Annotated in this window: 27 protein-coding genes and 3 tRNA genes; 17 read left to right on the plus strand and 13 right to left on the minus strand. The window is 65.1% G+C overall.

The window, feature by feature from the left end:
* Positions 1 to 66 precede the first annotated feature (66 nt).
* Positions 67 to 1,278, plus strand: coding sequence for a UbiH/UbiF family hydroxylase (locus tag U8330_RS09025; protein ID WP_323104885.1), 1,212 nt, complete (start codon positions 67 to 69; stop codon positions 1,276 to 1,278).
* On the opposite strand, the gene U8330_RS09030 is transcribed toward U8330_RS09025, so the two are convergent.
* Positions 1,275 to 2,243 (minus strand): AEC family transporter, encoded by a 969-nt coding sequence (locus U8330_RS09030; protein ID WP_323104886.1) that lies wholly within the window; start codon positions 2,241 to 2,243, stop codon positions 1,275 to 1,277. The genes U8330_RS09025 and U8330_RS09030 overlap by 4 nt on opposite strands.
* 7 nt (positions 2,244 to 2,250) lie before the next feature.
* The gene (locus tag U8330_RS09035; RefSeq protein ID WP_323104887.1) at positions 2,251 to 3,000 is read right to left on the minus strand and encodes a cytochrome c biogenesis CcdA family protein; all 750 of its coding nucleotides are present in this window, start codon (positions 2,998 to 3,000) and stop codon (positions 2,251 to 2,253) included.
* 368 nt (positions 3,001 to 3,368) lie between these two features.
* Here U8330_RS09035 and U8330_RS09040 point away from each other — a divergent pair.
* Positions 3,369 to 3,444: transfer RNA gene (locus U8330_RS09040), tRNA-Lys, on the plus strand.
* A 145-nt stretch (positions 3,445 to 3,589) separates the two neighbouring features.
* On the opposite strand, the gene U8330_RS09045 is transcribed toward U8330_RS09040, so the two are convergent.
* The 5 genes from U8330_RS09045 to U8330_RS09065 form a co-directional block, all read right to left on the minus strand.
* A tRNA-Cys gene (locus tag U8330_RS09045) sits at positions 3,590 to 3,663 on the minus strand.
* 121 nt (positions 3,664 to 3,784) lie between these two features.
* Positions 3,785 to 3,907: a hypothetical protein gene (locus U8330_RS09050; RefSeq protein ID WP_323104888.1), complete on the minus strand. Its 123-nt coding sequence runs from the start codon at positions 3,905 to 3,907 to the stop codon at positions 3,785 to 3,787.
* Between the two features lie 112 nt (positions 3,908 to 4,019).
* Positions 4,020 to 4,262 (minus strand): hypothetical protein, encoded by a 243-nt coding sequence (locus U8330_RS09055; RefSeq protein WP_323104890.1) that lies wholly within the window; start codon positions 4,260 to 4,262, stop codon positions 4,020 to 4,022.
* 532 nt (positions 4,263 to 4,794) lie between these two features.
* A complete protein-coding gene (lexA, locus tag U8330_RS09060; RefSeq protein ID WP_323104891.1) occupies positions 4,795 to 5,532 on the minus strand; it encodes a transcriptional repressor LexA in 738 nt (245 codons plus the stop codon).
* A 123-nt stretch (positions 5,533 to 5,655) separates the two neighbouring features.
* Positions 5,656 to 5,874, minus strand: coding sequence for a hypothetical protein (locus U8330_RS09065; protein ID WP_323104892.1), 219 nt, complete (start codon positions 5,872 to 5,874; stop codon positions 5,656 to 5,658).
* A 197-nt stretch (positions 5,875 to 6,071) separates the two neighbouring features.
* Here U8330_RS09065 and U8330_RS09070 point away from each other — a divergent pair, with 197 nt between their 5' ends.
* Positions 6,072 to 6,443 carry a hypothetical protein gene (locus U8330_RS09070; protein ID WP_323104893.1) on the plus strand — a complete coding sequence of 124 codons (372 nt, stop codon included), beginning with the start codon at positions 6,072 to 6,074 and terminating at the stop codon, positions 6,441 to 6,443.
* Positions 6,444 to 6,548: 105 nt separating this feature from the next.
* Here the strand turns inward: U8330_RS09070 and U8330_RS09075 are convergent, their stop codons facing one another.
* A complete protein-coding gene (locus U8330_RS09075) occupies positions 6,549 to 6,830 on the minus strand; it encodes a hypothetical protein (protein WP_323104894.1) in 282 nt (93 codons plus the stop codon).
* A gap of 208 nt (positions 6,831 to 7,038) precedes the next feature.
* Here U8330_RS09075 and U8330_RS09080 point away from each other — a divergent pair.
* The 7 genes from U8330_RS09080 to U8330_RS09110 all read left to right on the plus strand — a co-directional run bounded on the left by U8330_RS09080 (position 7,039) and on the right by U8330_RS09110 (position 13,935).
* A tRNA-Asn gene (locus U8330_RS09080) sits at positions 7,039 to 7,113 on the plus strand.
* A gap of 96 nt (positions 7,114 to 7,209) precedes the next feature.
* Positions 7,210 to 7,389, plus strand: a complete 180-nt coding sequence (locus U8330_RS09085) for a hypothetical protein (RefSeq protein WP_323104896.1) — start codon at positions 7,210 to 7,212, stop codon at positions 7,387 to 7,389.
* 140 nt (positions 7,390 to 7,529) lie between these two features.
* Complete coding sequence (locus U8330_RS09090) at positions 7,530 to 8,978, plus strand: deoxyribodipyrimidine photo-lyase (RefSeq protein WP_323104897.1); 1,449 nt, start codon at positions 7,530 to 7,532, stop codon at positions 8,976 to 8,978.
* On the plus strand, positions 8,975 to 10,333 hold the full coding sequence (locus tag U8330_RS09095) for an NAD(P)/FAD-dependent oxidoreductase (RefSeq protein ID WP_323104898.1): 1,359 nt from the start codon (positions 8,975 to 8,977) through the stop codon (positions 10,331 to 10,333). The genes U8330_RS09090 and U8330_RS09095 overlap by 4 nt, the downstream gene beginning before the upstream one ends.
* Before the next feature lie 9 nt (positions 10,334 to 10,342).
* Positions 10,343 to 11,191 (plus strand): DUF1365 domain-containing protein, encoded by an 849-nt coding sequence (locus U8330_RS09100; protein ID WP_323104899.1) that lies wholly within the window; start codon positions 10,343 to 10,345, stop codon positions 11,189 to 11,191.
* 42 nt (positions 11,192 to 11,233) lie between these two features.
* On the plus strand, positions 11,234 to 12,487 hold the full coding sequence (locus tag U8330_RS09105) for a cyclopropane-fatty-acyl-phospholipid synthase family protein (protein ID WP_323104901.1): 1,254 nt from the start codon (positions 11,234 to 11,236) through the stop codon (positions 12,485 to 12,487).
* Positions 12,488 to 12,558: 71 nt separating this feature from the next.
* Positions 12,559 to 13,935, plus strand: coding sequence for an MFS transporter (locus U8330_RS09110; protein ID WP_323104903.1), 1,377 nt, complete (start codon positions 12,559 to 12,561; stop codon positions 13,933 to 13,935).
* Positions 13,936 to 13,948: 13 nt separating this feature from the next.
* Here U8330_RS09110 and U8330_RS09115 read toward each other — a convergent pair whose 3' ends face one another.
* Both U8330_RS09115 and U8330_RS09120 read right to left on the minus strand, forming a co-directional pair.
* Positions 13,949 to 14,800, minus strand: a complete 852-nt coding sequence (locus tag U8330_RS09115) for an SDR family NAD(P)-dependent oxidoreductase (RefSeq protein ID WP_323104904.1) — start codon at positions 14,798 to 14,800, stop codon at positions 13,949 to 13,951.
* A 110-nt stretch (positions 14,801 to 14,910) separates the two neighbouring features.
* On the minus strand, positions 14,911 to 15,558 hold the full coding sequence (locus U8330_RS09120) for a ChrR family anti-sigma-E factor (RefSeq protein WP_323104905.1): 648 nt from the start codon (positions 15,556 to 15,558) through the stop codon (positions 14,911 to 14,913).
* A 307-nt stretch (positions 15,559 to 15,865) separates the two neighbouring features.
* Between U8330_RS09120 and U8330_RS09125 the strand changes: the two genes are divergently transcribed.
* The 4 genes from U8330_RS09125 (at position 15,866) to U8330_RS09140 (ending at position 19,186) form a co-directional block, all read left to right on the plus strand.
* A complete protein-coding gene (locus tag U8330_RS09125) occupies positions 15,866 to 16,906 on the plus strand; it encodes a cysteine synthase A (RefSeq protein ID WP_323104906.1) in 1,041 nt (346 codons plus the stop codon).
* 8 nt (positions 16,907 to 16,914) lie between these two features.
* Complete coding sequence (locus tag U8330_RS09130) at positions 16,915 to 17,649, plus strand: alanyl-tRNA editing protein (protein ID WP_323104907.1); 735 nt, start codon at positions 16,915 to 16,917, stop codon at positions 17,647 to 17,649.
* 35 nt (positions 17,650 to 17,684) lie between these two features.
* On the plus strand, positions 17,685 to 18,539 hold the full coding sequence (gene sseA, locus U8330_RS09135; protein WP_323104908.1) for a 3-mercaptopyruvate sulfurtransferase: 855 nt from the start codon (positions 17,685 to 17,687) through the stop codon (positions 18,537 to 18,539).
* A gap of 134 nt (positions 18,540 to 18,673) precedes the next feature.
* The gene (locus U8330_RS09140; protein WP_323107239.1) at positions 18,674 to 19,186 is read left to right on the plus strand and encodes a GNAT family N-acetyltransferase; all 513 of its coding nucleotides are present in this window, start codon (positions 18,674 to 18,676) and stop codon (positions 19,184 to 19,186) included.
* A 15-nt stretch (positions 19,187 to 19,201) separates the two neighbouring features.
* Here the strand turns inward: U8330_RS09140 and ald are convergent, their stop codons facing one another.
* Positions 19,202 to 20,320 (minus strand): alanine dehydrogenase, encoded by a 1,119-nt coding sequence (gene ald, locus U8330_RS09145; RefSeq protein ID WP_323104909.1) that lies wholly within the window; start codon positions 20,318 to 20,320, stop codon positions 19,202 to 19,204.
* A 133-nt stretch (positions 20,321 to 20,453) separates the two neighbouring features.
* Between ald and U8330_RS09150 the strand changes: the two genes are divergently transcribed.
* The gene (locus tag U8330_RS09150; RefSeq protein ID WP_323104910.1) at positions 20,454 to 20,915 is read left to right on the plus strand and encodes an Lrp/AsnC family transcriptional regulator; all 462 of its coding nucleotides are present in this window, start codon (positions 20,454 to 20,456) and stop codon (positions 20,913 to 20,915) included.
* Between the two features lie 38 nt (positions 20,916 to 20,953).
* Here U8330_RS09150 and U8330_RS09155 read toward each other — a convergent pair whose 3' ends face one another.
* A complete protein-coding gene (locus U8330_RS09155) occupies positions 20,954 to 21,271 on the minus strand; it encodes an HlyU family transcriptional regulator (RefSeq protein ID WP_323104911.1) in 318 nt (105 codons plus the stop codon).
* A 208-nt stretch (positions 21,272 to 21,479) separates the two neighbouring features.
* On the opposite strand from U8330_RS09155, the gene U8330_RS09160 reads away from it, so the two are divergent.
* Positions 21,480 to 23,501 (plus strand): PhoX family phosphatase, encoded by a 2,022-nt coding sequence (locus U8330_RS09160; RefSeq protein WP_323104912.1) that lies wholly within the window; start codon positions 21,480 to 21,482, stop codon positions 23,499 to 23,501.
* A gap of 53 nt (positions 23,502 to 23,554) precedes the next feature.
* Here U8330_RS09160 and ilvA read toward each other — a convergent pair whose 3' ends face one another.
* Positions 23,555 to 24,862 carry a threonine ammonia-lyase gene (gene ilvA, locus U8330_RS09165; RefSeq protein WP_323104913.1) on the minus strand — a complete coding sequence of 436 codons (1,308 nt, stop codon included), beginning with the start codon at positions 24,860 to 24,862 and terminating at the stop codon, positions 23,555 to 23,557.
* Positions 24,863 to 25,107: 245 nt separating this feature from the next.
* On the opposite strand from ilvA, the gene U8330_RS09170 reads away from it, so the two are divergent.
* Positions 25,108 to 25,692, plus strand: coding sequence for a hypothetical protein (locus tag U8330_RS09170; RefSeq protein WP_323104914.1), 585 nt, complete (start codon positions 25,108 to 25,110; stop codon positions 25,690 to 25,692).
* Positions 25,693 to 25,750 lie beyond the last annotated feature (58 nt).

Raw genomic sequence — 25,750 nt, forward strand, 5'->3', positions numbered from 1 at the left:
GAGCCTGCGCCTAGATAGAGCATGGCTTCGCCGCTGCGAGGCCCAACCTTGAGCTTGGAGGCCGCCATGGATCATTTCGACATCGTCGTCGTCGGCGCTGGTCTTGCCGGCGCGCTGACCGCGCTCAGCCTGGCTGCAACGGGCCGCTCCATCGCGCTCGTGGCGCCGGAGGCCGGCCCGGAAGATGGGCGGACGACGGCGGTCATGGACCCGGCCTTCGGCCTCCTGCGCACTCTCGGCCTGGCCGAGGCGCTGGAAGAGGCAGGCGCGCCGCTTTCCTCCATGCGCATCATCGACGGGACGGACCGGCTGCTGCGCGCGCCGGTCGTCACCTTCCGCGCAAGCGAGATCGGCCTGCCCGCTTTCGGGATCAACATTCCCAACACAGCTTTCAACCGCGTTCTGAAAGAGCGAATTGCGGCGACCCCTTCCGTCACCCGCATCACCGCCGCCCTGTCCTGCCTGCACCTGACGGACGAAAAGGCCGTTCTGCACTTGAGCGACGGGCAGCTTCTTTCGGCCGACCTGGTGGCGGGTGCTGACGGCAAGCGTTCCAAGGTGCGCAAGGCGGCGGGCGTCGAGGCGCGGGAATGGTCCTATCCGCAGACGGCTTTGGTCATGAATTTCGCACACGAGCAGCCGCACATGACCGTCTCGACCGAGTTCCACACGGCCGATGGGCCCTTCACGCAGGTGCCGCTGCCGGGCGATCGGTCGAGCCTCGTCTGGGTCATGAAGCCGCTCGATGCCGCGCGCATCGCCGCCTTGCCGCTGACAGAGCTGTCGCTTGCCGTGGAGCGGCGCATGCAGTCCATGCTCGGAAAGGTGACAGTCGAGGCTGCGCCGCAAAGCTTCCCGCTTTCCGGGCTGACGGCGCAACGTCTCGGTGCCGGCCGCGCCGTCTTTATTGGCGAAGCGGCGCATGCCTTCCCGCCGATCGGCGCGCAGGGGCTCAACCTCAGTCTCCGCGATGTCACGGCGCTGAGCGAGCTCGTGGCGCAGACATCGCAGCTCGGCGCCGAGTTCGGTGCCCGCTACGATGCGCGCCGCCGCGCCGATGTCGTCAGTCGGACCATGAGCGTCGATCTGCTCAATCGCTCGCTTCTGACCGGCCTGCTGCCCGTGCAGCTTCTGCGCGCCGGCGGGTTGCAGGCGCTGGCCTCGGCCCCGCCGCTGCGCAACCTGCTGATGCGCGAAGGGCTCCGGCCTGGCGCGGCGCTGGAGGAGATTGGTCGCACGCTGCGCGACGCCCTTCCCCGCTTCTCGCGCCGCGCCTAGCGGAGCGCGGTCGGCAAGATGCCGGCATGCAGGAGATAGATCAGCCCGCTCACGGTGACGACCGAGAGACCGGTCGAGATGAGGATGGTCGCCGAGGCTCTCTGCTGCCAAAGCTGATATTGCTCGGCGATGACATAGACGCTGGCCGCCGTCGGCAGGGCGGCCATCAGCACCGCCGCCTCAACCCAGAGCGGGTCGAAGCCGCCGACCAGCAGCAGAGCGAGACCGACGAGGATCGGGTGGAGGAGCAGCTTGGCCGGGACGATGTAGAAGATTTCGGCCGGCACGCGCGTCAGCGGCCGCAGGCCCAGCGTCACGCCCATGGCAAACAGCGCGCAGGGTGCCGCCGTTGGCGAGAGCATGGCAATCAGCCGGTCGAGAGCGGCCGGCGGCTGCAGGTGCAATCCGGCGGCGCCGACGCCGATCAGGGTCGCCAGGATGAAGGGATGCAGCAGGATGCGCCGCGCCACCTGGCCGGCCAGCCGAAGCGGGCGAGCGGTCTCTCCGCCGGCGAGCGCCATCATCGCCGGAGCGGCGATGAAATGGGCGACATTCTCGAAGGAGAAGATGAGGGCAACCGGCACGGCCGCCTTCTCGCCAAGCGCCAGCAGCGCAATACCCGGTCCCATATAGCCGATATTTCCATAGCAGCCGGCCAGGCCCTGAACCGTCGATCCGGCGATTCCATTGCCGCGCACCAGCCGGGAGAGAAGAAAGACCAGAAGGAAGACAGCGTAGGTGGCCGCCAGATCGACCGCGATGAAATCGAACCGCGCGAGTTCCTCGATCGGCGTACGGGAAATGAGCGTGAAGAACAGGGCCGGCAGGGCGAGGTAGAGGACATAGGCGTTCAGCCAGGCAAGACCATCGGCCCCGGCATGGCGCAGCGGCGTGAAGCGCGCGGCGAGATAGCCAAGCAGGATGAGGCCGAAGAACGGGAGAACGAGCGCGAGAAGCGAGGCCACGGTCGCCTCACCCGATTTTCATCAGGATGGGAAAACTCTCCTGGAACCAGATCGCGACGCTGCTGACGAAGCCGAACAGGAAGGCGAGGCCGGAAAGCACCAGCAAAGCGCCCATGATCTTTTCCACCAGTCCCAGGTGTCGGCGAAAGCGGGTGAGGAAGCCCATGAAGGCGCCGGAGAACCCGGCCGCGATCCAGAAGGGAACGGCGAGGCCGAGCGAATAGACGGCGAGAAGCGCGGCACCCTGCCCCACAGTGTCGCGTGCCGCGGCAACGCCGAGAATGGTGCCGAGAACCGGACCGATGCACGGCGTCCAGCCGAAGCCGAAGGCGAGACCCATCACATAGGCGCCGGAAAGCGTCGCCGGCTTGCCTGCGCCCTGGAATCGGGCCTCTCGGGCAAGCAGGGGGATGCGGAGGACGCCCAGAAAATGCAGACCCATCAGAATGACGACGAAGCCGCCGAGCCGCGACAGCACGTCCATGTGCTGGCGCAGCAGCATGCCGAGGCTCGACGCACCGACCCCGAGCGCGACGAAGACCGTGGCAAAACCGAGCGTGAACAGCACCGCGGTGACGAACACCGCCCGCCGCACCTGACCCGCAGCCGCCGGGCCGCCGCCTTCGCGGAACTGATCCATCGATACGCCCGCCATATAGCAGAGATAGGGCGGGACCAGCGGCAGCACGCAAGGTGACAGGAAAGAGAGCGCCCCGGCGAGAAGCGCATAGACGATCGGGATTTCGGCAATGGCCACCGGCAACTCCTGGCATGTCAATCGAACCGACGTCGCGCCGCGCCAAGCCCGCGCCGGCATGAAGTCACTGGCGGGACCGACCATGGCCGCACCCCTGCCAGCCCCTCCCCTCTACCGCTCCCATCGCCCCTTGGAAACCGTCTCACCCTCCCTGCGGCAACACGACCGGGGATCGCGCGACGAGGGATTGGACGATCAGGATGAACGGCGTCGCGAAGGTCCGCCGGCGGAATGCTGCTGGGGAGTCGCGCTCGGTCGCTGCCGAGAGAGGCCGATGGAAAAACAGCGAAGAGGCTTTTATGGGTTGACCCCGCGGGCCGGCCTATGCATATCTCCGCCCACTTTCGCCGGCCGTGCCGGATCTGGAAGAGCGCGTAGCTCAGTCGGTAGAGCAACTGACTTTTAATCAGTAGGTCCAGGGTTCGAATCCCTGCGCGCTCACCATCTTCGTCAAATTACGAAAAAAACACGCAAATTGAACGGGACTGGCGGGCATCGTTTGCGGAGCCGGGAGATGCGCCGTCCCCTTCGCGGATGGCGCGGCCAAACGATGGCAACAATCAAACTTCTATCATGATGTGGAGAGTTTTGGAGGCCTCGCCCGGAATTGAACCGGGGTACAAGGATTTGCAGTCCTCTGCGTCACCACTCCGCCACGAGGCCTCACAGGCTCATAAACAAGCCGTGGCGTGCGTTTAGAGCCATCCGCGAGAAATCGCAAGAGGCAAGCCGGTGCGGGCCGCACTTTTCCCCGCCCGCGTCTCCTCGCCCATGACGCGACGGATCAGAGGCTCGAAACCGCCTGCGGGTTCATCAGCGGCACTGCCTGACCGATGTCGTTGTTGGCGTATTTCAGCGCAAGGATGGAAAGGACGGAGACGATCATGCCAACGAAGATGAAACGCATGGAGATACCCTTTCGGCAGGCCGCGCCAGGGATGGCAGCGGGAGGCAAACTGGAATGGTGTGTGGTCGTGTTCTGAAGAAGCGAACGGCAGCAGTGGATCGGGACGATCCCGCTAGTCGAAATCGCCGATCTCGCCGGCTTGGAACAGAACGACGGGCGCGCTGCTTTCACCGACGGCCGGGCTCGTGTCCCGGCGCAGCGCGACAGCGCCGGCATGCTGGTCAGCCAGGCGAAGGGCAACGTGCCTCGCTTCATCTTCGCTCGCCGCGGAAATCGTCGGCTCGACCAGGGCCAAGCCGCCATCCGGGGCGCGGTCGAAGGCAAGCACTTCTAGGACGGCGTTTGTGCCGGGCATGGTCATGTCCCCATCCGGCGATCATCATGTCCGCCGTTCGAATTCGAGCAGCAAACGTGCCAAAGGGCTTGCGGTTCCGCAGCCAGGCACGATCCCTGCACAAGCTTGCCGTGCAACAAGCGAATGGCTCGCTTCGATGAGCGCGGACGGACGGGCGCGAGAGTGGATGCGGGAGACCGGTCGCAAAGCCCGCAATGCCGGGAAGGCGAAACGCAGGCTCTCTCGTCCAGCATCGGTCGCGGAGATCGCCATCACCCGCGCCACCCTTCTAAGGGACGGACGGCGCGCTAGGTCTGGTCGAGGAGCGAGCGCGCCGCGATCGTAAGCAGTAGGCAGCAGCAGGCGCGCCCGGGAGGTTCGGCATGGCACAGGAATGGCCAATGTTTATTCTGCAGGCCGTCGTCGTCTTCGGCGCCGTTGGCATGCTGTTCATCCGCGGCGATGGCGATATCGACCGACGGTGACGGTCTGAAAGGCGGACCGAGCAGGCTGGGAGGCAGGCACGGCCTGCCTGCCCTTTTCCCGTGAACCGTCAGTGGTAGCGGCGGATCAGGCCGACCAGAAGGCCCTGGATCTTGACCCGCTCGGGGCCGAAGATTCGCGTCTCATACGCCGGATTGGCGGCTTCGAGTGCGATGGAGGCGCCCTTTCGGCGGAAGCGCTTCAGCGTCGCCTCCTCGTCATCGACCAGCGCCACGACGATCTCACCGGGGCTCGCGCTGTTGGCGTTGCGGATGATGACCGTATCGCCGTCGAGAATACCGGCCTCGATCATCGAATCGCCTTTGACCTCGAGCGCGTAATGTTCGCCGACGCCGATCATGTCGAGCGGCACGGCGATGTCATGCGTGTTGTTCTGGATCGCCGAGATCGGCACACCCGCTGCAATCCGGCCCATGACCGGAACGGAGACGCTGTTGTTGTCGTTGCCCGGCGCAACGGGCCGACCCCGCGCGGACGGTGCGGCGGCGGGCGCGGCCGGCTCCTGCCCCAAGCTTCCCTGAATGACGCTCGGCGAAAAGCTGCGGCGCGGTTCCTTGCTCGGGGCGCCATAGGCCTCCGGCAGCCGTATCACCTCCAGCGCACGAGCCCGGTTCGGCAGACGCCGAATGAAGCCGCGCTCCTCCAGCGCGGTGATCAGCCGGTGAATGCCGGATTTGGAAGCGAGCGCCAGCGCGTCCTTCATCTCGTCGAAGGAGGGGGGAACACCGGATTCCTTCAGCCGCTCATGGATGAAGATCAAGAGTTCCTGTTGCTTGCGCGTCAGCATGGCGAGGCTCCGGAATCGCTGGAAACAAATCAAGAACGAGACTAGCTGTTCCTTATGTGTTCCACAAGGCCCTCAATCAGCGAAAAACGGATCGCGTTTCGAGCCCACGAGCACCGGCCGACGCTAATGGTAGAAAAAGCAGACGCAGTCCGCCCTCTCCTCATTCTCGCGTCCCCACACCCGCGCCGCCAGCCTGTTGCTGGCGCCCGTCTCGTCGAGGGGCACGCCGAGCAGCGTGACAGCGGCGAGCTTGGCGTTGACCGCCTCGACGGCAATGGTCTGGCCAACCTGGTGCACGCCCTCGCGCGGGGTCCATGTAAAGAATTGAACGGAATACTGCATGTCGTCCTCCCGAATGCAGACAGGTCGCCCGCTTGCTCCTCCGCAAATCAGCGACATGCTTTCTCTATCACGAATCGAGTCGCGACGAAATGGGAAGGGAGAGAGACTCGCGATGCCGAGGCCTGCGGGAACACAACAGGCTTGGTTGCGTTCTTCCAGCAATCAAACCGCCGGCTGAGCCGGCCTGAGGAGACATCATGGCCAAGGTAGTCGACGAGCGCGGCGACGTGCGCAACACCAGCGAACTGAACAAGAAGGTGACCCTTTCCCCGACGGAAGCCCGGCAGGGCAGACAGGGTTCGCCGGTCTTGAAGGTGCTGATCGGCGGACTGGTGCTCGCAGCCCTCGCGTGGGGAATCGCGGAATTTTACGGCGAAAGCGTCGACAACGACGCCGCGACCACGCGGCAGACGGCTCCGGCAGCGACACCGAACGATACGAGCGCCACAACCCCGAACCAAGGCACGGTCGATAATACGCCGCCGGCTGGCGAAGCCATGCAGCCGGCTCCCGCCGATCGCGATCCTACACCGCAGACCGGGAGCGGCGGCGCGGCGCAGCAGCCGTAAGCTCTCTGGTTGACGGGTACACCGGCCCGTAGCAGCTACGGTCGTGAAGTCTCACATGGCCCGCCTCGTGCGGGCCATTGCCTTTTCAGCGCTTCAATCGGTGACTTATGACGATGCCTGTTCCTTCGCCTGCCGGCGTCGACCCCACCAGACGGCAAAGCGGCGGCGTCGGCGCCTGACGCTGGCGAAGTCGTGCGACAGGACGATCAGGCCGACGGGGATCATCCAGAAGCCGAGGATCGGCAGGAAGCCGAGACAGCCGAACAGCACGAACAGGACCCCGATCAGCACCCGCAGCCAGCGGGAGCGCGGCAAGCGAATCCGCCATGACCCCAGCTGAAGATGCGGCGGCGCCGCGGGACGAACCCGGTTTTCGGCATCCGACATGCCTCTTCCTTTCATTTCGTTTCACACGGCATCCCGCGCCTGCGTGGGCGCGCCGCCGTCTCGCGCGGCAATAGCCCGTCTCTCGGGCCGCGCGGGATGCGCAGCGAAGATGGGCATTCATCCACAGGGCGGCAAGTTTTTTTGAAAAAGCGCTTGGCAAATCGAGAAAGCGTTTGTAATAGCAGCATCACTTCTGCGGCGCAGATGTTCCCTGGTAGCTCAGCGGTAGAGCATTCGACTGTTAATCGACAGGTCGCCGGTTCGAATCCGGCCCGGGGAGCCATTTACTGGCTCTTTCCTTCCCTAATCCCTTCATCCATCCTCTCCGGGAACTATCCGTGCAGTCCCGCCTTCCTCTTGTCTTTGACGGAGGTGGACGATGGTGGATGAGAAGCGGACGGACGTCGAACAATCGTCGCCGAAAGACGTGATTGAGCGAGCGGATGAGGCCGAGCAGAAAGAAGATGCGCCTGTCGCACCTCCTTTCGCAGTCCCCAGCGGCACACCGGACGAGGCGGAACGACCAGTGGTCAACCCTGTGACGGGCGGGGCGCTCTGACGTCTGCCGTCTCAGTGAGCTCGGCATCATTCTTGAAAAGTCGTTTCGGATAAACGCAGCAACATCTTGTTTTTCCGTGATCCCTGATCCACCCCTTCTCGTCTGCCGTAGACAGCGGCGGATAGAGGATGGCGGGGACAATGGCGAAGGCACAGCGGGCGGAGACGGGAACGGTCATCCTGTGGTTCCGAAAGGACCTGCGGACCGATGACAATCGTGCGCTCGCCGCCGCGGTCGCTTCCGGGCGCGCCGTCCTCCCTCTTTACATCCTCGAGCCTGGCGAATCCGGCCCCTTGGGCGAGGCACAGGCCTGGTGGCTGCATCATTCCCTCGCCGCCCTCAGCGACGACCTGAAACGCCTTGGCGCGCCGCTGATCCTGCGCCGTGGCGAGGCGATCGACATCGTGCCGAGATTGGTCGAACGAACCGGTGCGTCCGCCGTCTACTGGAACCGCCGCTACGACCCGGCGGGCGCAGAGATTGATACGGCGCTGGAGGCTGCGCTTCGCGAGAAGAGCATCGAAACGGAAAGCTTTGCCGGCGCACTTCTCCACGAACCTACCAAGGTCCGCACCAAGACGGGCGGGCCCTACCGCGTCTACACCCCGTTCTGGCGGGCGCTCGAAGCTGCGGGCGAGCCGGAGGAGCCGATCGAGGCGCCGCGATCGATCACCGCCCCAAAACATCTGCCGAAGTCCGATGCGCTCGAGGCTCTCGCTCTGCTGCCGCGGCTTGACTGGGCCAACGCCTTTTCCGACCTCTGGACGCCGGGCGAAAAGGCCGCTCAAGCCCGGTTGAGACATTTCCTCGACGATCTCATCGGTGGCTACACGGCAGCGCGCGAGAACACCTGGGAGGACGGCACCTCCCGCCTCTCGCCCCATCTGGCATTGGGCGAACTCTCGCCTCGCCGCGTCTTTCACGCCACCCGCGGCCTCAAGCACGCGCCCGAGCGCGAGGTCGTCACCTTCCGCAAGGAGCTGGTCTGGCGCGAGTTCGCCTACCACCTTCTGGTCCACAATCCGGACATGCGGTGGGAGAATCTCAACCGAAAATATGACCGGCTCGGCTGGCAGGATCACTCCGGAGACTTTACCGCCTGGACGAAGGGCCTCACCGGCTATCCGATCGTCGATGCCGGAATGCGCCAGCTCTGGCGGCACGGGATCATGCACAATCGCGTGCGGATGATCACCGGCTCCTTCCTCGTCAAGGACCTGTTGATCGACTGGCGGCGCGGCGAGGCCTGGTTTCGCGATACATTGGTGGATGCGGACCCGGCCAGCAATGCCATGAATTGGCAGTGGGTGGCGGGCTGCGGCGCCGATGCCGCCCCCTTCTTCCGGGTCTTCAATCCGACCACGCAGGGCGAGAAGTTCGACCCGCAGGGCCGCTATGTGCGCGAGCACGTGCCGGAACTGGCCCGCCTCCCCGACAAATACATCCACCGGCCTGCCGAGGCACCGGCATCGGTGCTGAAGGAAGCCGGCATCACGCTCGGTAAAACCTATCCCTCGCCGATCGTCGATCATTCCAAGGCCCGCGATCGTGCGCTGGCCGCTTATCGCACTCTCAAGGACGCCGCATGACACTGTCTCCGCCCCTCGCCTTTTCGAGCAACGGCCCTTCGGCGGACACGGGACGACGACTGTCGATCGCGGTGATCGGGTCGGGCGTCTCGGGCACCTCGGCTGCCTGGGCGCTGGCCCCGGTCCATGACGTAACCCTTTACGAGAAGGACCACCGGCCGGGCGGCCATACGGCGACCGTGGACATCGACTATGACGGAACGCCGATTTCGGTCGACACCGGGTTCATCGTCTACAATGAGGCGAACTACCCCAACCTCACCGCGCTTTTTGCCGAGCTCGGGGTCGTCACCCATCCCAGCAGCATGAGCTTTTCCCTCTCGCTCGATGAAGGCGCGCTCGAATGGCGGGGAGGACCCTTCTCTGGCCTCTTCGCGCAGAAGCGCAATATGCTGCGCCCCTCCTTCCTGTTGATGCTGCGCGAAATCCTGCGCTTCAACCGCACCTGCCTGGCAGACCGGAGCGCCGGCGTGCTCGGAGATCGCTCGATCGGGGATTATCTGAACTGGCGCGGCTTCTCGCCCGGCTTTACCAACAACTACCTGATCCCCATGGCAGCCGCCATCTGGTCGGCGCCGGCCGCCCGCATGCTGGATTTCCCCGCCGAGCGCTTCGTGCAGTTCTTCGACAATCATCGCCTGATCTATGCCAAGCCACACCCCTGGCGGACGGTGGCGGGCGGCAGCCGTGTCTATCTCGACAAGTTGTTGGCGCGGCTCGGCGACCGGCTGAAGCTCAATGCGCCCGTTCGCGGTATTCGTCGCGAAGGCGGACGCGTCGCGGTCACGGAGGCGGATGGCACCCTGCGCCTGTTCGACAAGGTCATCCTCGCCAGCCACAGCGACCAGTCGCTGGCGCTGCTGCAGGATGCTACGGGCGAGGAACGGGACCTGCTGTCCGCCGTTCCCTACCAGCCGAACCGCGTCATTCTCCACCGCGATCCGGCGCTGATGCCGAAGCGGGAGAAGGCCTGGGCCTCGTGGAACTATCTGCGCTCGACCAAGCCCGGCGCGGACCAGAGCGTTGCCGTCACCTACTGGATGAACAGTCTCCAGGCGATCGACCCGGCGTGCCCGCTGTTCGTCACGCTGAACCCGGATCGCGAGCCGGCGGCCGACAAGGTCTTTGCCGAGTTTTCCTACAATCATCCGCAGTTCGATGCGCGGTCTGTGGAGGCGCAGCGGCGGCTTGGCGGGATCCAGGGCGATCGCAACACCTTCTTTGCCGGCGCCTGGACCGGCTACGGCTTCCATGAAGACGGTCTCGCATCCGGTCTTGCGGCAGCGGAACTGTTGGGGGGAATTATCCCCTGGCGGCGCCCGCCTGCCCTTCCCTTCGCGGAAGCGGCGGAATAGGACACGCTTATGGCGTCGCAGGATCGGGCAGAAGAGGGGAGAACGAGCGCCGCGGCGGCGCTTTACCGCGGGCATGTCATGCATCAGCGGATGAAGCCGCTCGGGCACCGGTTCCGCTACTCGGTCTTCTCGCTGCGGCTCGATCTCGACCGCCTCGCCGAAGCCGACCGTCAAAGCCGGCTCTTTTCGGTCGATCGCTTCAATCTCCTCTCCTTCCACCAGGCCGATCACAGCGATCGGCCGGGCGTGCCGCTGCGGCGCTATGTCGAGTCGCTTCTCGAAGGTCTGGAGCTGGAGATCGCAGCAAGGCGCATCGTGCTCGTCGCCTATCCCCGCATCCTCGGCTGGGTGTTCAACCCGATCGCGCTCTACTACGTTTATGACAAGCACGATCGGCTGGCGGCGATGATCTACGAGGTGCGCAACACCTTCGGCGAGCGACACACCTATGTCTGCCCGCTCGAAGCAGGCGAGCAGTCTGCGGCTGGCATCCGGCAGAGCTGCGACAAGATCTTTCACGTCTCCCCCTTCATGCCGATGGCGATGCGCTACCACTTCCGCATCAGCGAGCCGGGGTCGCAGATCCGCTGGCGAATCCTGGAGACGGATGCGGAAGGCCCGATGCTGGCGGCGACCTTTTCCGGCAGCCTCCTGCCGCTGACGAGCGGGAGCATCCTCGGTTCCGTCGCGCGCATTCCGAACCTGACGATCAAGATCCTGGCCGGAATCCACTGGGAAGCGCTGAAACTCTGGGTCAAGGGCGCCCGTTATATCCCGAGACCGGCTCCGCCCGGCCGCAGCAGCCTCTGGCGACAGGGGCGTCGCCAGGATCACGAGGCTTGCGAGGCGGCGGAATAAGGTTATTTTGTGGTACGCGGCAATGATTGTCGGGGGTGGAGAATGAGTTCAGCGGACGCCTTTTGCAGCAGTGAGTCGAAGATCGAGCGGCTCTCCAAGGACAATGTGACCCGCTACATGGCGGGCCTGCCCGCCAAGGCGCAGATGGTTTTGAAGGGCCTCGTTCACATGGAAGCGGGCACCTTGGCGCTGACGCTTCCCGACCGCCGCACCGTGCTGATCAAGGGCCGCCTTCCGGGGCCTGCGGCCGAAGCGACGCTTCACAACTGGAACCTGCCGCAGCGGGCGTTGACCGGGGGCACCATCGGCGTCGCCGAAAGCTATATGGACGGCGACTGGGAAAGCCCGGACGTCGGCACGTTTCTGGAACTCTTTCTGGTGAATGCCGAGCTCGGCCGCCGCTTCCCGAACGGTGCCCGCGGCGTCCTTCGCTTCGTCGAAAAGCTCCGCCATTGGCGCAATGCCAATACCAAGGCCGGATCGAAGCGCAACATCTCCGCCCATTACGACCTCGGCAACGCCTTCTATTCCTTGTGGCTCGATCCCTCGATGACCTATTCCTCCGCGCTTTATGCCAACGGGGCCAAGGATCTGGAGGACGCGCAGCGGGCCAAGTATCAGGCGCTGGCGCAGGCGGCGCAGATCGGTCCGGGCGATCATGTGCTCGAGATCGGCTGCGGCTGGGGCGGCTTTGCCGAATATGCGGCAAGCGAGATCGGCTGCCGGGTGACGGGTCTGACGATCAGCCGCGAACAGCTGGACTTTGCCCGGGCCCGCATGCAGAGCAAGGGCCTCTCCGACAAGGTGGACATCAAGTTCCAGGATTACCGGGACGAGACCGGCCTCTACGACCGGATCGTCTCGATCGAAATGTTCGAGGCTGTCGGCGAGAAATATTGGTCGACCTATTTCTCGCAGGTTCGCCGCTGCCTGAAGCCGGGCGGGCGTGCCGGTCTGCAGATCATCACCATCAAGCCGGAATCCTACCGCGACTACCGCGCCAATCCGGATTTCATCCAGAAATATGTCTTCCCCGGCGGCATGCTGCCCACGCGCGATCATTTGACGGATCTCGGCCGCAAGGCAGGCCTCGCCATGGTCGGCGATCTGGGCTTCGGTCTCGACTATGCCCGCACGCTTGCCGAATGGCGTCTGCGCTTCTGGAAGGTGTGGGACAAGATCGAGCCGCTCGGCTTCGATCTGCGCTTCCGGCGTCTCTGGGAGTTCTACCTGTTCTATTGCGAGGCCGGCTTCCGCGCCCGCAACATCGATGTGCGGCAGGTCGTCTACGAATAGGCATCCGCGCGCGTCTGTCCGGCGTAGGAGAGGGTCGATAGGCAATCCTCACACCTCCTTCCGGCTTCGCGATGACCACGTCCCCTGCTCCCCATCGTCGCACGGCGGCCGACCCAGCCCCGGCGGCCGCCCTGCCTCGGCGGACGGCGTTTTTCTATTGCCTCCCCGCCGCGCCGCTCGCAGCCCTCGGCCTGCCGCTCTACACGCTGGTGCCGACCTATTATACCGAGACGCTGGGCGTGCCGATCGCCGCGGCCGGATGGGTGGTGCTGTTGATCCGCCTGGTCGATGCCCTGTCCGACCCGCTGGTCGGGGCTCTGGCGGATGGCATCCGGCCGTCCTTCGGGCGGCGCCGCCTGCTCTTTCTCTGCGCCTTGCCGATCGCGGCTCTCGCGGCGCTCATGCTCTACTGGCCGGGTGACGGCGCCGGGGCCGGCTATCTGCTGCTCTGGGGATCGGTCGCCTCGCTCGGCTTCACTCTTGCCATGGTGCCCTACTCCGCCTGGGGCGCAGAACTCGTCAGCGACTATCATGGACGCACGGCTCTCTCCGCCCTGCGCGAGGGGGCGACGCTGGTGGGCACGCTGATCGCCATCGTCCTTCCCTTCGCCATCGGCTTCGAAGCGCTGGGCTTCTCGGGACTGGCGGTTCTGGGCCTTTCCGTCAGTGTCGCTCTGCTGCTGCTGGGAGGGCTCACGGTCCTGCGGGTTCCCGAGCCCGATGATCGGACAAAAGTGCGCCTCGGGCTGCTGCCGGGCCTGCGGTTCCTCGCCGCCAACCGGCCGTTCCGCAGGCTCGTTGCTGCCTACCTCGCCAACGGGCTTGCCAATGGCATTCCGGCCACGCTGTTCCTGTTCTTCGTGTCGGCGCGTCTCGATCTTCCGGAGATGCGGGGGCCGCTGCTGTTTCTCTATTTTCTCTGCGCCATCGCCGGCGTGCCACTGGCAACGGTCGCGGCGCGCCGGTGGGGCAAGCACCGCGCCTGGTGTCTGGCCATGTCTGCCGCCTGCGCAATCTTCGCGCTCGCGCCGCTGCTGCCGCCCGGCAGTCTCTACGGCTTCGGGGCGATCACCCTGATGACCGGCGTGTTGCTGGGCTTCGATCTCGCGCTGCCGCCTTCGATTCAGGCGGATGTGATCGACGCTGATACGGCCGCGACCGGCGCCCAGCGCAGCGGTCTCTATTTCGCGGCCTGGGGGCTTGCCACCAAGCTCGCGCTCGCGCTCGGCGCCGGCATCGTCTTCCCGCTGCTCTCTGCAGCCGGTTTCGATCCGGCACGGGGGGCGGGAAACAGCGAAAGCAGCCTGTTCACGCTGGCGGCCATCTATGCCTGGCTGCCGGTCGCTCTCAAGCTGGTCGCCGTTGCGTTGATGTGGAATTTCCCGCTGGACGAACGCATGCAGCGCGACCTGCGCCAGAGCATCGGCAGAGGGTCGCCGCGGCCATGACGGCCGTCGTGACCTAGCTTGCCTCTCGCGATTCGGCAGGAGGAGTGTGAGCGTCGGGAGCGCCTCGGCTCGTGACAGGCGGGCGCGTCTTCCAGCCGGTTGCCCGGTTGATGGCCCAGAAATAGGCACCATAGGGGAGAAGCCGGAGCAGCTTCAGCACATAGGTGAAGCGCCTCGGAAAGGTGATCTCGAAGCCGGAGGCGTTGAGGCCGGCAACGATCCGCTCTGCCGCCACCTCCGGCGTCACCAGCGCCGGCATCGGGAAGGCGTTGTTCTTCGTGGCCGGTGTGTCGACGAAGCCCGGGTTGATGATCTGGATCCGGATCCCCTGCTTGTCGAGATCGAACTTCAGACTCTCGGCCAGATTGATCAGCGCCGCCTTCGTCGCGCCATAGGCCGCGCTGGTCGGCAGCCCACCATAGCCCGTTACCGATGAGACGATGGCGATCTGCCCCTGACCGCGCGCCTTCATGTGGCGGATGGCCGGCAGCAGACAATTGACGACGCCGTTGAGGTTGACCGAGAAGGTCTTTTCGAAATCCTCGCGGTGCAGGTCTTCGCCATGGACGGGCAGATAGACCCCGGCGTTCAGCACCGTCAGCGCCAGCGTCCCGTGCTCATATTCGATCGCGGCGAGAAGGCGCTCCATGTCCTCGGGGTCTGTGACATCGCCGTCGAGCACGATGATCCGTCCCGGGCCTTTGGCCGCATGCTGAAGGGCGACGAGCTTATCGTGGTCGCGCGCCGTGACGACGACCGAGAACCCCTTTTCCACCAGCTTCAGTGCCAGAGCTCGACCGATCCCCGAACTCGCGCCGGTGACCCAGGCGAGGCCATGATCCGGGCGTGCGGTGAAGTCGGTCATGTCAGGCGTCTCCCATTCGGCCATCTACCGGGGAAACCTAGCGTGCAATGCCCCGGCTTCGATCCTCCGACCCGATCACATTTGCGCTTCGCGGGCCGGAACACGCGGCTTCACCCGATCAGGTCGCCCAGGCGCTGGCGGAACGATCCGGTCAGTTTCAGCGGTGCATCGGTGACGGAAAAGACGATGCACGGCTCGCCTTCTTCCGCCACCGGACGATGGTCGAGGCCGTCATCGGCAACGGAAATATCGCCGCGCGCAAAGCGTCCGCGCGCATCGTTGAAGGCACCGGTCAACACCAGCGACAGTTCGAAGCCTTCATGCGTATGCGCCGGCACGGCGCGGCCCGGACGGATCCAGAAGAAGCCGACTTCGCAGCCGTCCATCTTGCCGATCACATGCTCCTTGAGACCCGGCAGCTTGGTCTTCCAGGCGAGGTCGTCGAGATCACGGCCGACGAAATCTCGAATCGCCTGCGGCAGGACGGCACCCTTCGAGGGGGGCGCGCGCGGCAGGTCGATCGTCAGCGGCGGCGCTTCGAGGATCTGGCGCAGAAGGGCGTCGCGGTTGCTTAGCGCAGCCGGTTCGACCCGATCCAGCATATCCCCCCCCGCAGCCTCATACTTCGCCACGACCGGCCGATTGTCCGGCTTGATCTCGAGATGTGCCTCAATGAGCACACGAACGGGCTCAGGCAGCATGCCCGCCGCATAATGCGCCAGCAACGCATCCACCGTATCGAACTCCTGTCGTGTCATGGGCCCCTTTCCTGGTCTTCCCTTCCCTACGATGCGGATGGACGAGCGGATCATCGCACGGTGCATTTCCGAAGAACGCGGTTTGTTTTACCCTGAGACTTCACGGCTGCGAAACAGAATTTCTTGAAGTCTTTGCCGGCCGCGTCGAAAATGCGTCATTCCCTTGATGATCCCCATCTGGTCGCGTGACCATGCTCCTCATCTTCAGCGCCGTCCCGTCCGGCCTTGCCGCCACCCAGGTGCATGATTATGTCACACCCAGCCTGCCCTGCGCTAACCGCGCTTCTTTCGTGAGGTTCCCCGCCCGATGTCTGCCCTGCCCACCGTCCTCGATGCCATCGGCAACACGCCGCTCATCCGCCTCAAGGCTGCCTCCGAGGCGACCGGCTGCGAGATTCTCGGCAAGGCCGAGTTCCTCAATCCCGGCCAATCGGTGAAGGACCGTGCGGCGCTCTGGATCATCCGGCAGGCGGAGCGTGAGGGCAAGCTGAAGCCGGGCGGCGTCATCGTCGAAGGCACGGCCGGCAATACCGGCATCGGGCTGGCTCTCGTGGCCCAGGCGCTCGGCTATCGCACCGTCATCGTCATCCCGGAGACGCAGAGCCAGGAAAAGAAGGATGCGCTGCGCCTGCTCGGCGCCGAGCTCGTCGAGGTGCCGGCCGCGCCCTACAAGAACCCGAACAATTACGTCCGTCTCTCCGGCCGTCTCGCCGCCCAACTGGCCGAAAGCGAACCGAACGGCGCGATCTGGGCGAACCAGTTCGACAATATCGCCAATCGCCAGGCGCATATCGATTCGACCGCACCGGAGATCTGGCGCGATACAGACGGCAAGGTGGACGGCTTCGTTTGCGCCGTCGGTTCGGGCGGCACCTTGGCCGGGGTTGCGGAAGGCCTTCGCCGCGTCAAGCCGGACGTGAAGATCGGCCTCGCCGATCCGGAGGGCGCTGCGCTTTATTCCTATTACACGACCGGCGAATTCGCCTCCCCCGGCTCGTCGATCACCGAAGGTATCGGCCAGGGCCGGATCACGGCCAATCTAGAAGGTTTTACGCCTGATTACGCCTACCGCATCGCCGACAGCGAAGCGATCCCGCTCGTCTTCGACCTCATCGAGCAGGAAGGCCTGTGCCTTGGCGGGTCCTCGGGCGTGAACATCGCCGGGGCCATCCGCCTCGCCAAGGATCTCGGGCCCGGCCACACGATCGTGACCATCCTGTGCGACTATGGTAATCGCTATCAGTCGAAGCTGTTCAACCCGGACTTCCTGCGGTCGAAGAGCCTGCCGGTCCCGTCCTGGCTCACCCGGGCGTCGACCATCACCGTCCCTTACGAGCCTGTTGGATAACCCGCCGCATGACCGCCACCGATGCCCTTTTCCGCGACGATTTCTATCTTTCGACCGCGGAGGCGCGGGTGGTGGCGGTGCTGGAGGATGGCGGCATCGTGCTGGACCGCACCTGCTTCTACGCCACCTCCGGCGGCCAACCCGGTGACAGCGGCACGCTGGAGCGCGCGGACGGGTCGATGATCGGAATCGTCACAACGCGCACCGGCGAGACCAAGAACGACATCGTGCATATGCCGGCCGAGGGGGCAGCGCGGCCGGAAGTCGGCGAGGCGCTGACGCTGCATATCGACTGGCCCCGCCGCTACAGGCTGATGCGCATGCACACCGCCTGCCACCTGCTCTCCGTCGTGCTCCCCTACCCCATTACCGGCGCGGCTGTCGGCGAGGAGGAGAGCCGGGTCGATTTCGACCTCAGCGATCTCGTCGACAAGGATGAGATCACCCAACGGCTGATGCAGCTGGTGCGCGAGAATCATCCGGTCTTTCTCAAGTGGATCACCGATGGGGAGCTGGCCGCCAATCCCGGCATCGTCCGCTCCAAGAACGTCCGCCCGCCGATGGGCCTCGGCCGGATCAGCCTCGTGTGCATCGGCGAGGACTCCGCGATCGACAGCCAGCCCTGCGGCGGCACCCATGTGTCGGAGACGCAGGAAGTGGGCGAGATCTACATTTCCAAGATCGAGAAAAAGGGCAAGGAAAGCCGGCGGCTGCGCATCCGCTTCGGCACCCCCGCCGCCTGACCGCGCCCGCCCCGTCTTTTGAGGAGGAGACTGCCATGACTGCCGAGAAAAGCCCCTTCGTCGTGTCTGCCGATTGGCTCCAGCAGAGGCTGGGCGCTCCGAACCTTCGGATCGTCGATGCGTCCTGGTACCTCCCGGCCCAGAAGCGCGACGCCAAGGCGGAGTATGATGCCGGCCACATTCCGGGCGCCGTGTTCTTCGACCACGAGGGCTTGTCGGACCCCACCAGCGGCCTGCCGCATACGTTGCTCTCGCCCGTCGGATTTGCCGGCGGCGTCGGCGCGCTCGGCCTGTCGGAGACGGATACGATCGTCGTCTATGATGGACCGGGCCTGTTCTCCGCGCCGCGCGTCTGGTGGATGCTGCGCACCATGGGGGCAGAGACGGTCTATCTTCTCGATGGGGGTTTCGATGCCTGGAAGGCGGAAGGGCGGCCGGTGACGGCGGAGCGCACCGTCATCGACATCGCGACCTTCACGCCCCGCTTCGACGAAACGGCTGTCACCTCCTTCGAGGAGATGACCCGGATCGTCGACGACCAGAGCCGGCAGATCGCCGATGCGCGCAGCGCCGGCCGCTTCACCGGCGAGGAGCCCGAGCCCCGCGCCGGCATGCGGTCCGGCCATATGCCGGGCGCACGCAGCCTGCCGGCCACCGCCTTTGCCGACCAGGGGCGGCTGAAGCCTCTGCCCGCGCTGAAGGCCATGATCGAAGAGGCGGGGATAGACCTGACGAAGCCGGTGGTGACAAGCTGCGGCTCCGGCATCACCGCCGCGGTGCTTTCGCTGGCGCTGCAATCGATTGGACACAAGAACAATTCCCTTTACGATGGCTCCTGGTCGGAATGGGGCAGCCGGCCGGAGACCAAGGTCGTCACAGGCAAGGCCTGACGGCGGAGCGATGCACGGAAAGGGCTGACGTGACGGACAATGCAGATGCGAGCGAGGCTCTGGGCCTTGCGGGTGATGATGGGGCGATTGATGCAACGCCGGACCCCATCGCGGTCCATATCACCAGGCTGGAAATGGTGGCGCCGCCCAAGCAGAGCCTGCCCTTTCCGGCCAATATCCAGACTGCCCTGATGCGCGTGCCGGAAATTCCGCTCGCCTATTACCGCTTCCTCTATCTGCAGGTCGGCCGCCGCTGGCAGTGGGTGGACCGGCTGCGGCTGAGCGAGGAGGCGCTGACCGCGCATCTCCACGACAAGCGCAACTGCGTGACCGTTCTCTATGTCAACGGCGCGCCGGCCGGCTTCTTCGAGATCTTCCACAAGGACGAGGACACGGTCGAGCTGACCCATTTCGGCCTGTTCGAGCGCGCGCTCGGCCTCGGCCTTGGCAAGTGGTTTCTGCTGCAGGCGCTCTATGCCTGCTGGAGCTATGGGCCCAAGCGGGTGACGGTCGAGACCAACGATCTCGACCATCCCCGCGCCCTGCAACTCTACCAACGCTTCGGCTTCAACCCCATCTCCACCCACCAGGCCGAGCTCGCACCCCTGACCGACGCCGAACTCCTCGCGCTCGCACGCGGGCTTTGATGGACGGCTGAGCCGTTACGCGCTCTTCAGCAGCGTCTCCGGCGCATGGCCCTCGTAGCCGAGGGCTTCGGCGACTGCGAGGTTGGTGACGCGGCCGCGATGGACGTTGAGGCCGTTGCGCAGGTGGCGGTTTTCGGTCAGCGCGGCGAGGCCGCGGTCGGCGAGCTGCAGTCCGTAGTGCAGCGTCGCATTGTTGAGCGCTGCCGCGGACGTTACCGGCACGGCGCCCGGCATGTTCGCCACGCAGTAATGCACGACACCGTCGACCTCAAAGGTGGGGTCGGAATGGGTCGTGGCTTTCGAGGTTTCGAAGCAGCCGCCCTGGTCGATCGCCACGTCGACGATGACCGAACCGCGCTTCATGCCCGACAGCATCTCGCGCGTCACGAGCTTCGGTGCCGCTGCGCCCGGAATCAGCACCGCGCCGATCACGAGATCGGCCGAGAAGACCTCTTCCTCCAGGGCGTCGATCGTCGAATAGCGGGTATGGACACGTCCGGCGAAAAGTTCGTCCAGCTGGCGAAGACGCGGGAGGGAGCGGTCGAGAATCGTCACGTCCGCGCCGAGGCCGACGGCCATGCGCGCCGCATGCAGGCCCACGACACCGCCGCCGAGCACGGTGACCTTGGCCGGCAGAACGCCCGGCACGCCGCCGAGCAGGATGCCGCGGCCGCCATGGGCCTTCTGCAGCGCCGTCGCCCCGGCCTGGATCGCCAGGCGGCCGGCCACTTCCGACATCGGCGCCAGCAAGGGCAGGCCGCCACGCTCGTCGGTGACCGTTTCATAGGCGATCGCCGTGACGCCGGAGCCGAGCAGGCCCTCCGTCTGACGCGGATCGGGCGCGAGATGCAGATAGGTGTAGAGGAGCTGCCCCTCCCGCAGCTGCGCCCATTCCTCCGGCTGGGGCTCCTTGACCTTCACGACCATGTCGGCCTTTTCGAAGATCTCCCTAGCCGACGAAACGATCTTGGCGCCGGCCGCGCGATAGGCATCGTCTTCCGCGCCGATCCCTGCCCCGGCCTTGGTTTCGATCACCACCTCATGGCCATGGGCCACATATTCACGGACTGCGCCGGGGGTCAGCCCGACGCGATATTCATGGTTCTTGATTTCCTTCGGGCAACCAACGCGCATCCTGTCCTCCTGCGTGTCCTCGTCCGACAGTCAAGCAGCTTCGACGCCTCATGTCCTTGCAAAGATGCGCTTGCGAACCAGCGCAAATGATCGTTTCTTGCGTGAAATGGGACATTCGTCGAAGGATCCACACATGAGTGCGCTCGACAGCATCGATCAGGCCATCTTACGCACCTTGCAGCGAGAGGGCCGGATCTCCAACGCCGAGCTCGCCGAACGTGTCGGCCTCTCCGCTTCCGCCTGTTCGCGTCGGCTCGACATGCTGGAGCGATCGGGGGTCATCACCGGCTACCACGCCCGCCTGTCTCACAAGGCGCTGGATTACAAGATCATGGCCATCGTCCATATCTCGCTGTCCGGCCAGTTCGCCCGCACGCTCTCGGAGTTCGAAGCGGCGGTGAAGCTCTGTCCGAACGTGCTGGTCTGCTACCTGATGTCAGGCGAGTATGACTATATCCTGCGCGTTGCCGCCCGCGACCTGGAGGATTACGAGCGCATCCACCGAGACTGGCTTTCCGCCCTGCCGCATGTCGTGCGGATCAACTCCAGCTTTTCTCTGCGCGAAGTGATCGACCGGCCGAATGTCGGGATATAACAGTGCCTTGTGAGCGAACGCTCAGAGGATGATGAAGCTCAGACCTGCCGCTTGGGCTCCGGATCGGCGAAGAGCGAGGGGCCCGTCTGGTCGACGATCTGCCGCCCTTTGCGCAGGCTGGCCTCGGTCGCGTCGTCGAGCGAGGCGAACAGATCGGCGCGAATGAAGCTGCGCACGCGCAGCGCTCCATCCACCTCTTTCTCGATCGCGCCGGCAAGGCGGTACTGGCTGGCCTCCTTCATCGGCGCCGCCCGGATCAGGCAGTCGCCATAGCGCTCGGTCGAGCCGGCCGCCGCGGTGTCTGTCGTGTCGCCGGTGCCGGACCGGCTGAAAAGGCGCGAGAAGAAAGAAGCCATGCCTTTGATCTAGCGGCGCTCGCGCCGGAAGTCAAAGCCAGGGCACACCCCTTGCGCCGCTCGCATGTCGCAAAACTGTGACCTTGGCACCGTATGGCCTTGCGCATTGCCAGAGCGGGGGCGCGACGGCAGACATCGCAAGCCTTGATCCCCTGCGGGCATGTCCGCGGCGCGTCGTGCCGCCGTTTCAACGATCAGGAGAACCGATATGGCCGATCTGCTGTCCCAAAGCATGTTCCCGACCTCCCAGCTGGAAGAAGCCGACCACGACGGTCACAACGAGACCGCCAATCCGACGATGGGCGAGATCATTTCGCGGCGCTTCTCCCGGCGCGGCCTTCTGAAGGGCTGTCTCGCGGTGTCCGCCATCTCGGCCACGGTCAGCCCGCTGGCGCTGTTGACGGCCGATGAGGCCCGCGCTGCCGGAGGCTCGGCCTTCACCTTCCCGGAAGTCGAGGCCGGCGTCGATCAGACCCATCACGTCGCCGACGGCTATGATGCCGACGTGCTGCTGCGCTGGGGCGATCCGCTGTTTGCCGATTCGCCGGAGTTCGATCCCGCGAACCAGTCGCCAGAAGCCCAGGCGCGCCAGTTCGGCTACAACAACGACTATGTCGGCTTCATCCCGCTCGACGGCTCCTCCGAGCACGGCCTCCTCGTCGTCAATCACGAATATACGAACGAACACTTGATGTTCCCGGGCATCGTGAAGGTTGTAGAGAAAGCCGACAGCAAGGACCCGAGCAAGATGGTCAAGGCGCTCGACATCGCTGCGGCCGATCAGAAGCGCGTCGACATCGAGATGGCCGCTCATGGCGGCACGATCGTCGAGATCCGCAAGGTGGACGGCAAGTGGCAGGTCGTTCGCGACGGCAAGATGAACCGCCGCATCACCGCGATGACCGAGATGGCGATCCACGGCCCTGCAGCCGGTCATCCGCGCCTCCGGACCAAGGCCGACCCGACGGGAACACGCGTGTTTGGCACGATCAACAATTGCGCCGGCGGCGTCACCCCCTGGGGCACCTATGTCATGGCCGAGGAGAACATCCACGGCTACTTCATGGGCACTCTGCCGGCGAACCATCCCGAGGCGCAGAACTACAAGCGGCTCGGCCTCCCCGAGGGCACCTATGCCTGGGGCCAGTTCCACGAGCGCTTCGACGTATCCAAGGAGCCGAACGAGGCGAATCGTTTCGGCTGGCTGGTCGAGGTCGACGCCATGGACCCGACCTCGACGCCGAAGAAGCGCACCGCGCTGGGCCGCTTCAAGCATGAGGGTGCGGAATCGATCGTCGCCAAGGATGGCCGCGTGGTCTTCTACCTCGGCGATGACGAGCGTTTCGATTATGTCTACAAATTCGTGACGGCCGGCACGTTCAACCCGAACGATCGGGCGGCCAATATGGACCTGCTCGATGACGGCACGCTTTATGTCGCGAAGTTCGGCGAGGATGGGTCCGTGACCTGGATGCCGCTGACCCACGGCACAGGCCCCCTGACGGAGGCGAACGGCTTCAAGAGCCAGGCCGACGTGCTGATCGAGGCGCGCCGGGCCGGCGACCTGCTGGAAGCCACGAAGATGGACCGTCCGGAAGACATCCAGCCGAACGGCACCAATGGCCGTGTCTATGTCATGCTGACCAACAACACCAAGCGCAAGGACGACCAGATCGACGCCGCCAATCCGCGCGCGAAGAACGCCTTCGGCCACCTGATCGAAATCGCAGAAGAGAATGGCGATTTCGCAGCGACGAAGGGCACTTGGGAGATTTTGCTCAAGTGCGGCGACCCCTCCGTTGCCGAGGTCGGTGCAACCTTTTCGACTGAAACCACCAAGAATGGCTGGTTCGGCATGCCGGACAACTGCTCGGTGGATGCCGACGGCCGTCTCTGGGTTGCGACGGACGGCAACTCGCCCTCCGGGACCGGCCGCACCGATGGCCTCTGGGCGGTCGATACGGCAGGCGCGGCGCGCGGCACCTCCAAGCTGTTTTTCCGCGTGCCCGTCGGCGCCGAAATGTGCGGCCCGCTGATGCTGCCCGATCTCAAAACCGCTTTCGTGGCCGTGCAGCATCCGGGCGACGGCGGCGATGACTGGGAAGGCTTCGGCCGCCTCTCCTATTACGAGGATCTCTCCACCCGCTGGCCGGACTTCAAGGACAGCATGCCGGTCCGTCCCTCGGTGGTGGCGATCACCAGACAGGACGGCGGCAAGATCGGCGTCTGATCCTCGAATGGCAACGTGCCGCGCCCCTTCGCGGGGCGCGGCGTCATGGCGCGTCAGATGACGAGATTGGACAGGATTTCGTTGTCGGTGATGTCCTGGTAGCGCAGCCCCGCCTCGTCGAAGACGGTCTTGAGGCGCACGAAATTTTCTGGCCGCTTGGTTTCGATGCCGATCAGGATCGAGCCGAAGTTGCGGGCCGATTTCTTAAGATATTCGAAGCGGGCAATGTCATCCTCCTCGCCCAGCAGGGCGAGGAAGTCCTTGAGCGCGCCGGGGCGCTGCGCCATGCGCAGGATGAAGTATTTCTTCAAGCCCAGATGCCGCATGGCTCGCTCCTTCACATCCGGCAGACGTTCGAAATCGAAATTGCCGCCGGACGTGACGGCGACCACGGTCTTGCCGGCCAGCCGGTCGTGGCCCAGTTCCTCCAGCGCCGCAATCGACAGCGCGCCCGCAGGCTCCAGCACCATGCCCTCGAGATTGAGCATTTCGGTGATCGTCACGCAGATGGCGTTCTCCGGGAGAAGCAGGGTCTGCTCGGCGGAGAAGCGGCGAAGGCGTTCGAAGTTGAGGTCGCCGATGCGCCCCACCGCTGCGCCGTCGACGAAATTGTCTACCTGATCGAGCGTCACCACATGGCCGCTCTCCAGGCTTCGCTTCAGGCTGGGCGCACCCTCCGGTTCGCAGAACAGGAAGCCGGACGGGTCCACCCGGTCCGCGAGGTAACCGGTCATGCCGGCCGAAAGCCCGCCGCCGCCGACCGGCATGACGACCAGATCCGGCGTCACGCCCTCCGGCAGCTGCGCGACGAGCTCGGCAGCCACGGTCGCCTGCCCTTCGATGATGTCGGCATGGTCGAAGGGCGGCACCATCACGCCGCCCGTCGCCTCCACATGGTCGCGGGCCGCCTTGTAGCATTGGTCGAAAATATCGCCGACCAGGCGGATGGTGATGAAGGGTCCGCCGAACATGCGGGTCTTGTCGATCTTCTGCTGCGGCGTGGTGACCGGCATGAAGACCACCCCGTGGACGCCGAAATGGCGGCAGACGAAGGCAAAGCCCTGCGCGTGATTGCCGGCGGAGGCGCAGACGAACACCCGCCCCTCGGCGCCAGCCGCAATCGCCTTGCGGAAGAAGTTGAAGGCGCCGCGGATCTTGTAGGAGCGGACAGGTGAAAGGTCCTCCCGCTTGAGGAAGATCTGCGCCCCGTAGCGGGCGCTGAGATGCTCGTTGAGCTGCAGCGGCGTCGGCGCGAACAGCGCCCGCAGCGCCTCCTGTGCCGCGTCGACGCCGGCGATGAAATCGCGCTCCGCGGCCGTCGCTTGGCCGGGGCTGAACTGGCCTGCGGGGTGAGCGGTCATGGCTTGCTCCTTGTCTTTGCTTTCGCTCCTCATGCCACAAGGCCACGCGAGAGGCCATCGCGGGCTGACCAGAAGGGTGCGAAAGGGTGCGGGCGGCGCGCTTGACAGGGGGGTGGAAATGCCGAAACTGGCAATTCTTTCAACGTCCTTCAATCGACGATGGAGCGATGGATGAAGCCCGCAACAAGGGATCGGCGCCAGGCGGCAGGAGGAGCGGCCGGAGCCGATCCGGGAGGAGAGCGCGCGTGAAGAACCCACTCATTCTGTCGGTGCTGCTGGCGCTGTCAGGCCCCACCCTCGCGGTGGCCGGATCGCTCGCCGATGCGGCGACCAAGGCCGAGCAGATGGCCGCGAGCGGCGATGCGACCGGCGCCCGCACGCTGATGCGCACCGCGCTGTCCGACTTTTCCGCCAGCCTGCCCTTTGCCATCGGCAAGGCGGTCTTCGTCTCGGCCGAGCCGACTGGATACGAAATGTATCAGCCGCGCGAGACCAAGCCCTTCGCGATTGGCGAGCAGCTTGTGTCCTATGTCGAGCCGGTCGGACTTACCTGGAAGCCGGCGGCAGCCGGTGCCGGCAAGATGGAAACCCACTTCACCGTGGATTTCGACATTCTCGATCCGAAGGGGCAGGTGCTGGCCGGACAGAAGGGTTTCGGAGACTTTACCTTCGCCGGCTTCGCCCGCAACCAGGAGATCTTCGCGACCCTGACGCTCGATCTCTCCGGCGCCACTGCCGGCGACTATGTCCTGCGCTACCATTTCAACGACCTGCACGGCAGCCGTCAGGCAAGCGTCGATCTCCCTTTCACGATCGCCGTCAAACCCTGACGTCGGAAGGCGCCTCTCCTTTCATAATTTTAGCGCTTGGTGACGGAACCGAAGCGGC

Source organism: Rhizobium sp. CC-YZS058 (genome assembly GCF_034720595.1).
Taxonomy (GTDB): domain Bacteria; phylum Pseudomonadota; class Alphaproteobacteria; order Rhizobiales; family Rhizobiaceae; genus Ferranicluibacter.

What these genes read in the sequence shown, in the direction of transcription:
- U8330_RS09025 (WP_323104885.1), top strand. Translation starts at nt 67, where the DNA reads ATGGATCATTTCGACATCGTCGTCGTCGGCGCTGGTCTTGCCGGCGCG.
- sseA (WP_323104908.1), top strand. Translation starts at nt 17,685, where the DNA reads ATGACTGCCGAGAAAAGCCCCTTCGTCGTGTCTGCCGATTGGCTCCAG.
- U8330_RS09050 (WP_323104888.1), bottom strand. Translation starts at nt 3,907, where the DNA reads ATGCGTTTCATCTTCGTTGGCATGATCGTCTCCGTCCTTTCCATCCTT.
- U8330_RS09120 (WP_323104905.1), bottom strand. Translation starts at nt 15,558, where the DNA reads ATGACACGACAGGAGTTCGATACGGTGGATGCGTTGCTGGCGCATTAT.
- U8330_RS09075 (WP_323104894.1), bottom strand. Translation starts at nt 6,830, where the DNA reads ATGTCGGATGCCGAAAACCGGGTTCGTCCCGCGGCGCCGCCGCATCTT.
- U8330_RS09160 (WP_323104912.1), top strand. Translation starts at nt 21,480, where the DNA reads ATGGCCGATCTGCTGTCCCAAAGCATGTTCCCGACCTCCCAGCTGGAA.
- U8330_RS09090 (WP_323104897.1), top strand. Translation starts at nt 7,530, where the DNA reads ATGGCGAAGGCACAGCGGGCGGAGACGGGAACGGTCATCCTGTGGTTC.
- U8330_RS09085 (WP_323104896.1), top strand. Translation starts at nt 7,210, where the DNA reads ATGGTGGATGAGAAGCGGACGGACGTCGAACAATCGTCGCCGAAAGAC.
- U8330_RS09155 (WP_323104911.1), bottom strand. Translation starts at nt 21,271, where the DNA reads ATGGCTTCTTTCTTCTCGCGCCTTTTCAGCCGGTCCGGCACCGGCGAC.
- U8330_RS09105 (WP_323104901.1), top strand. Translation starts at nt 11,234, where the DNA reads ATGAGTTCAGCGGACGCCTTTTGCAGCAGTGAGTCGAAGATCGAGCGG.
- lexA (WP_323104891.1), bottom strand. Translation starts at nt 5,532, where the DNA reads ATGCTGACGCGCAAGCAACAGGAACTCTTGATCTTCATCCATGAGCGG.
- U8330_RS09110 (WP_323104903.1), top strand. Translation starts at nt 12,559, where the DNA reads ATGACCACGTCCCCTGCTCCCCATCGTCGCACGGCGGCCGACCCAGCC.
- U8330_RS09140 (WP_323107239.1), top strand. Translation starts at nt 18,674, where the DNA reads ATGGTGGCGCCGCCCAAGCAGAGCCTGCCCTTTCCGGCCAATATCCAG.
- U8330_RS09130 (WP_323104907.1), top strand. Translation starts at nt 16,915, where the DNA reads ATGACCGCCACCGATGCCCTTTTCCGCGACGATTTCTATCTTTCGACC.
- U8330_RS09115 (WP_323104904.1), bottom strand. Translation starts at nt 14,800, where the DNA reads ATGACCGACTTCACCGCACGCCCGGATCATGGCCTCGCCTGGGTCACC.
- U8330_RS09070 (WP_323104893.1), top strand. Translation starts at nt 6,072, where the DNA reads ATGGCCAAGGTAGTCGACGAGCGCGGCGACGTGCGCAACACCAGCGAA.
- U8330_RS09065 (WP_323104892.1), bottom strand. Translation starts at nt 5,874, where the DNA reads ATGCAGTATTCCGTTCAATTCTTTACATGGACCCCGCGCGAGGGCGTG.
- ilvA (WP_323104913.1), bottom strand. Translation starts at nt 24,862, where the DNA reads ATGACCGCTCACCCCGCAGGCCAGTTCAGCCCCGGCCAAGCGACGGCC.
- U8330_RS09150 (WP_323104910.1), top strand. Translation starts at nt 20,454, where the DNA reads ATGAGTGCGCTCGACAGCATCGATCAGGCCATCTTACGCACCTTGCAG.
- U8330_RS09125 (WP_323104906.1), top strand. Translation starts at nt 15,866, where the DNA reads ATGTCTGCCCTGCCCACCGTCCTCGATGCCATCGGCAACACGCCGCTC.
- U8330_RS09055 (WP_323104890.1), bottom strand. Translation starts at nt 4,262, where the DNA reads ATGCCCGGCACAAACGCCGTCCTAGAAGTGCTTGCCTTCGACCGCGCC.
- U8330_RS09100 (WP_323104899.1), top strand. Translation starts at nt 10,343, where the DNA reads ATGGCGTCGCAGGATCGGGCAGAAGAGGGGAGAACGAGCGCCGCGGCG.
- ald (WP_323104909.1), bottom strand. Translation starts at nt 20,320, where the DNA reads ATGCGCGTTGGTTGCCCGAAGGAAATCAAGAACCATGAATATCGCGTC.
- U8330_RS09095 (WP_323104898.1), top strand. Translation starts at nt 8,975, where the DNA reads ATGACACTGTCTCCGCCCCTCGCCTTTTCGAGCAACGGCCCTTCGGCG.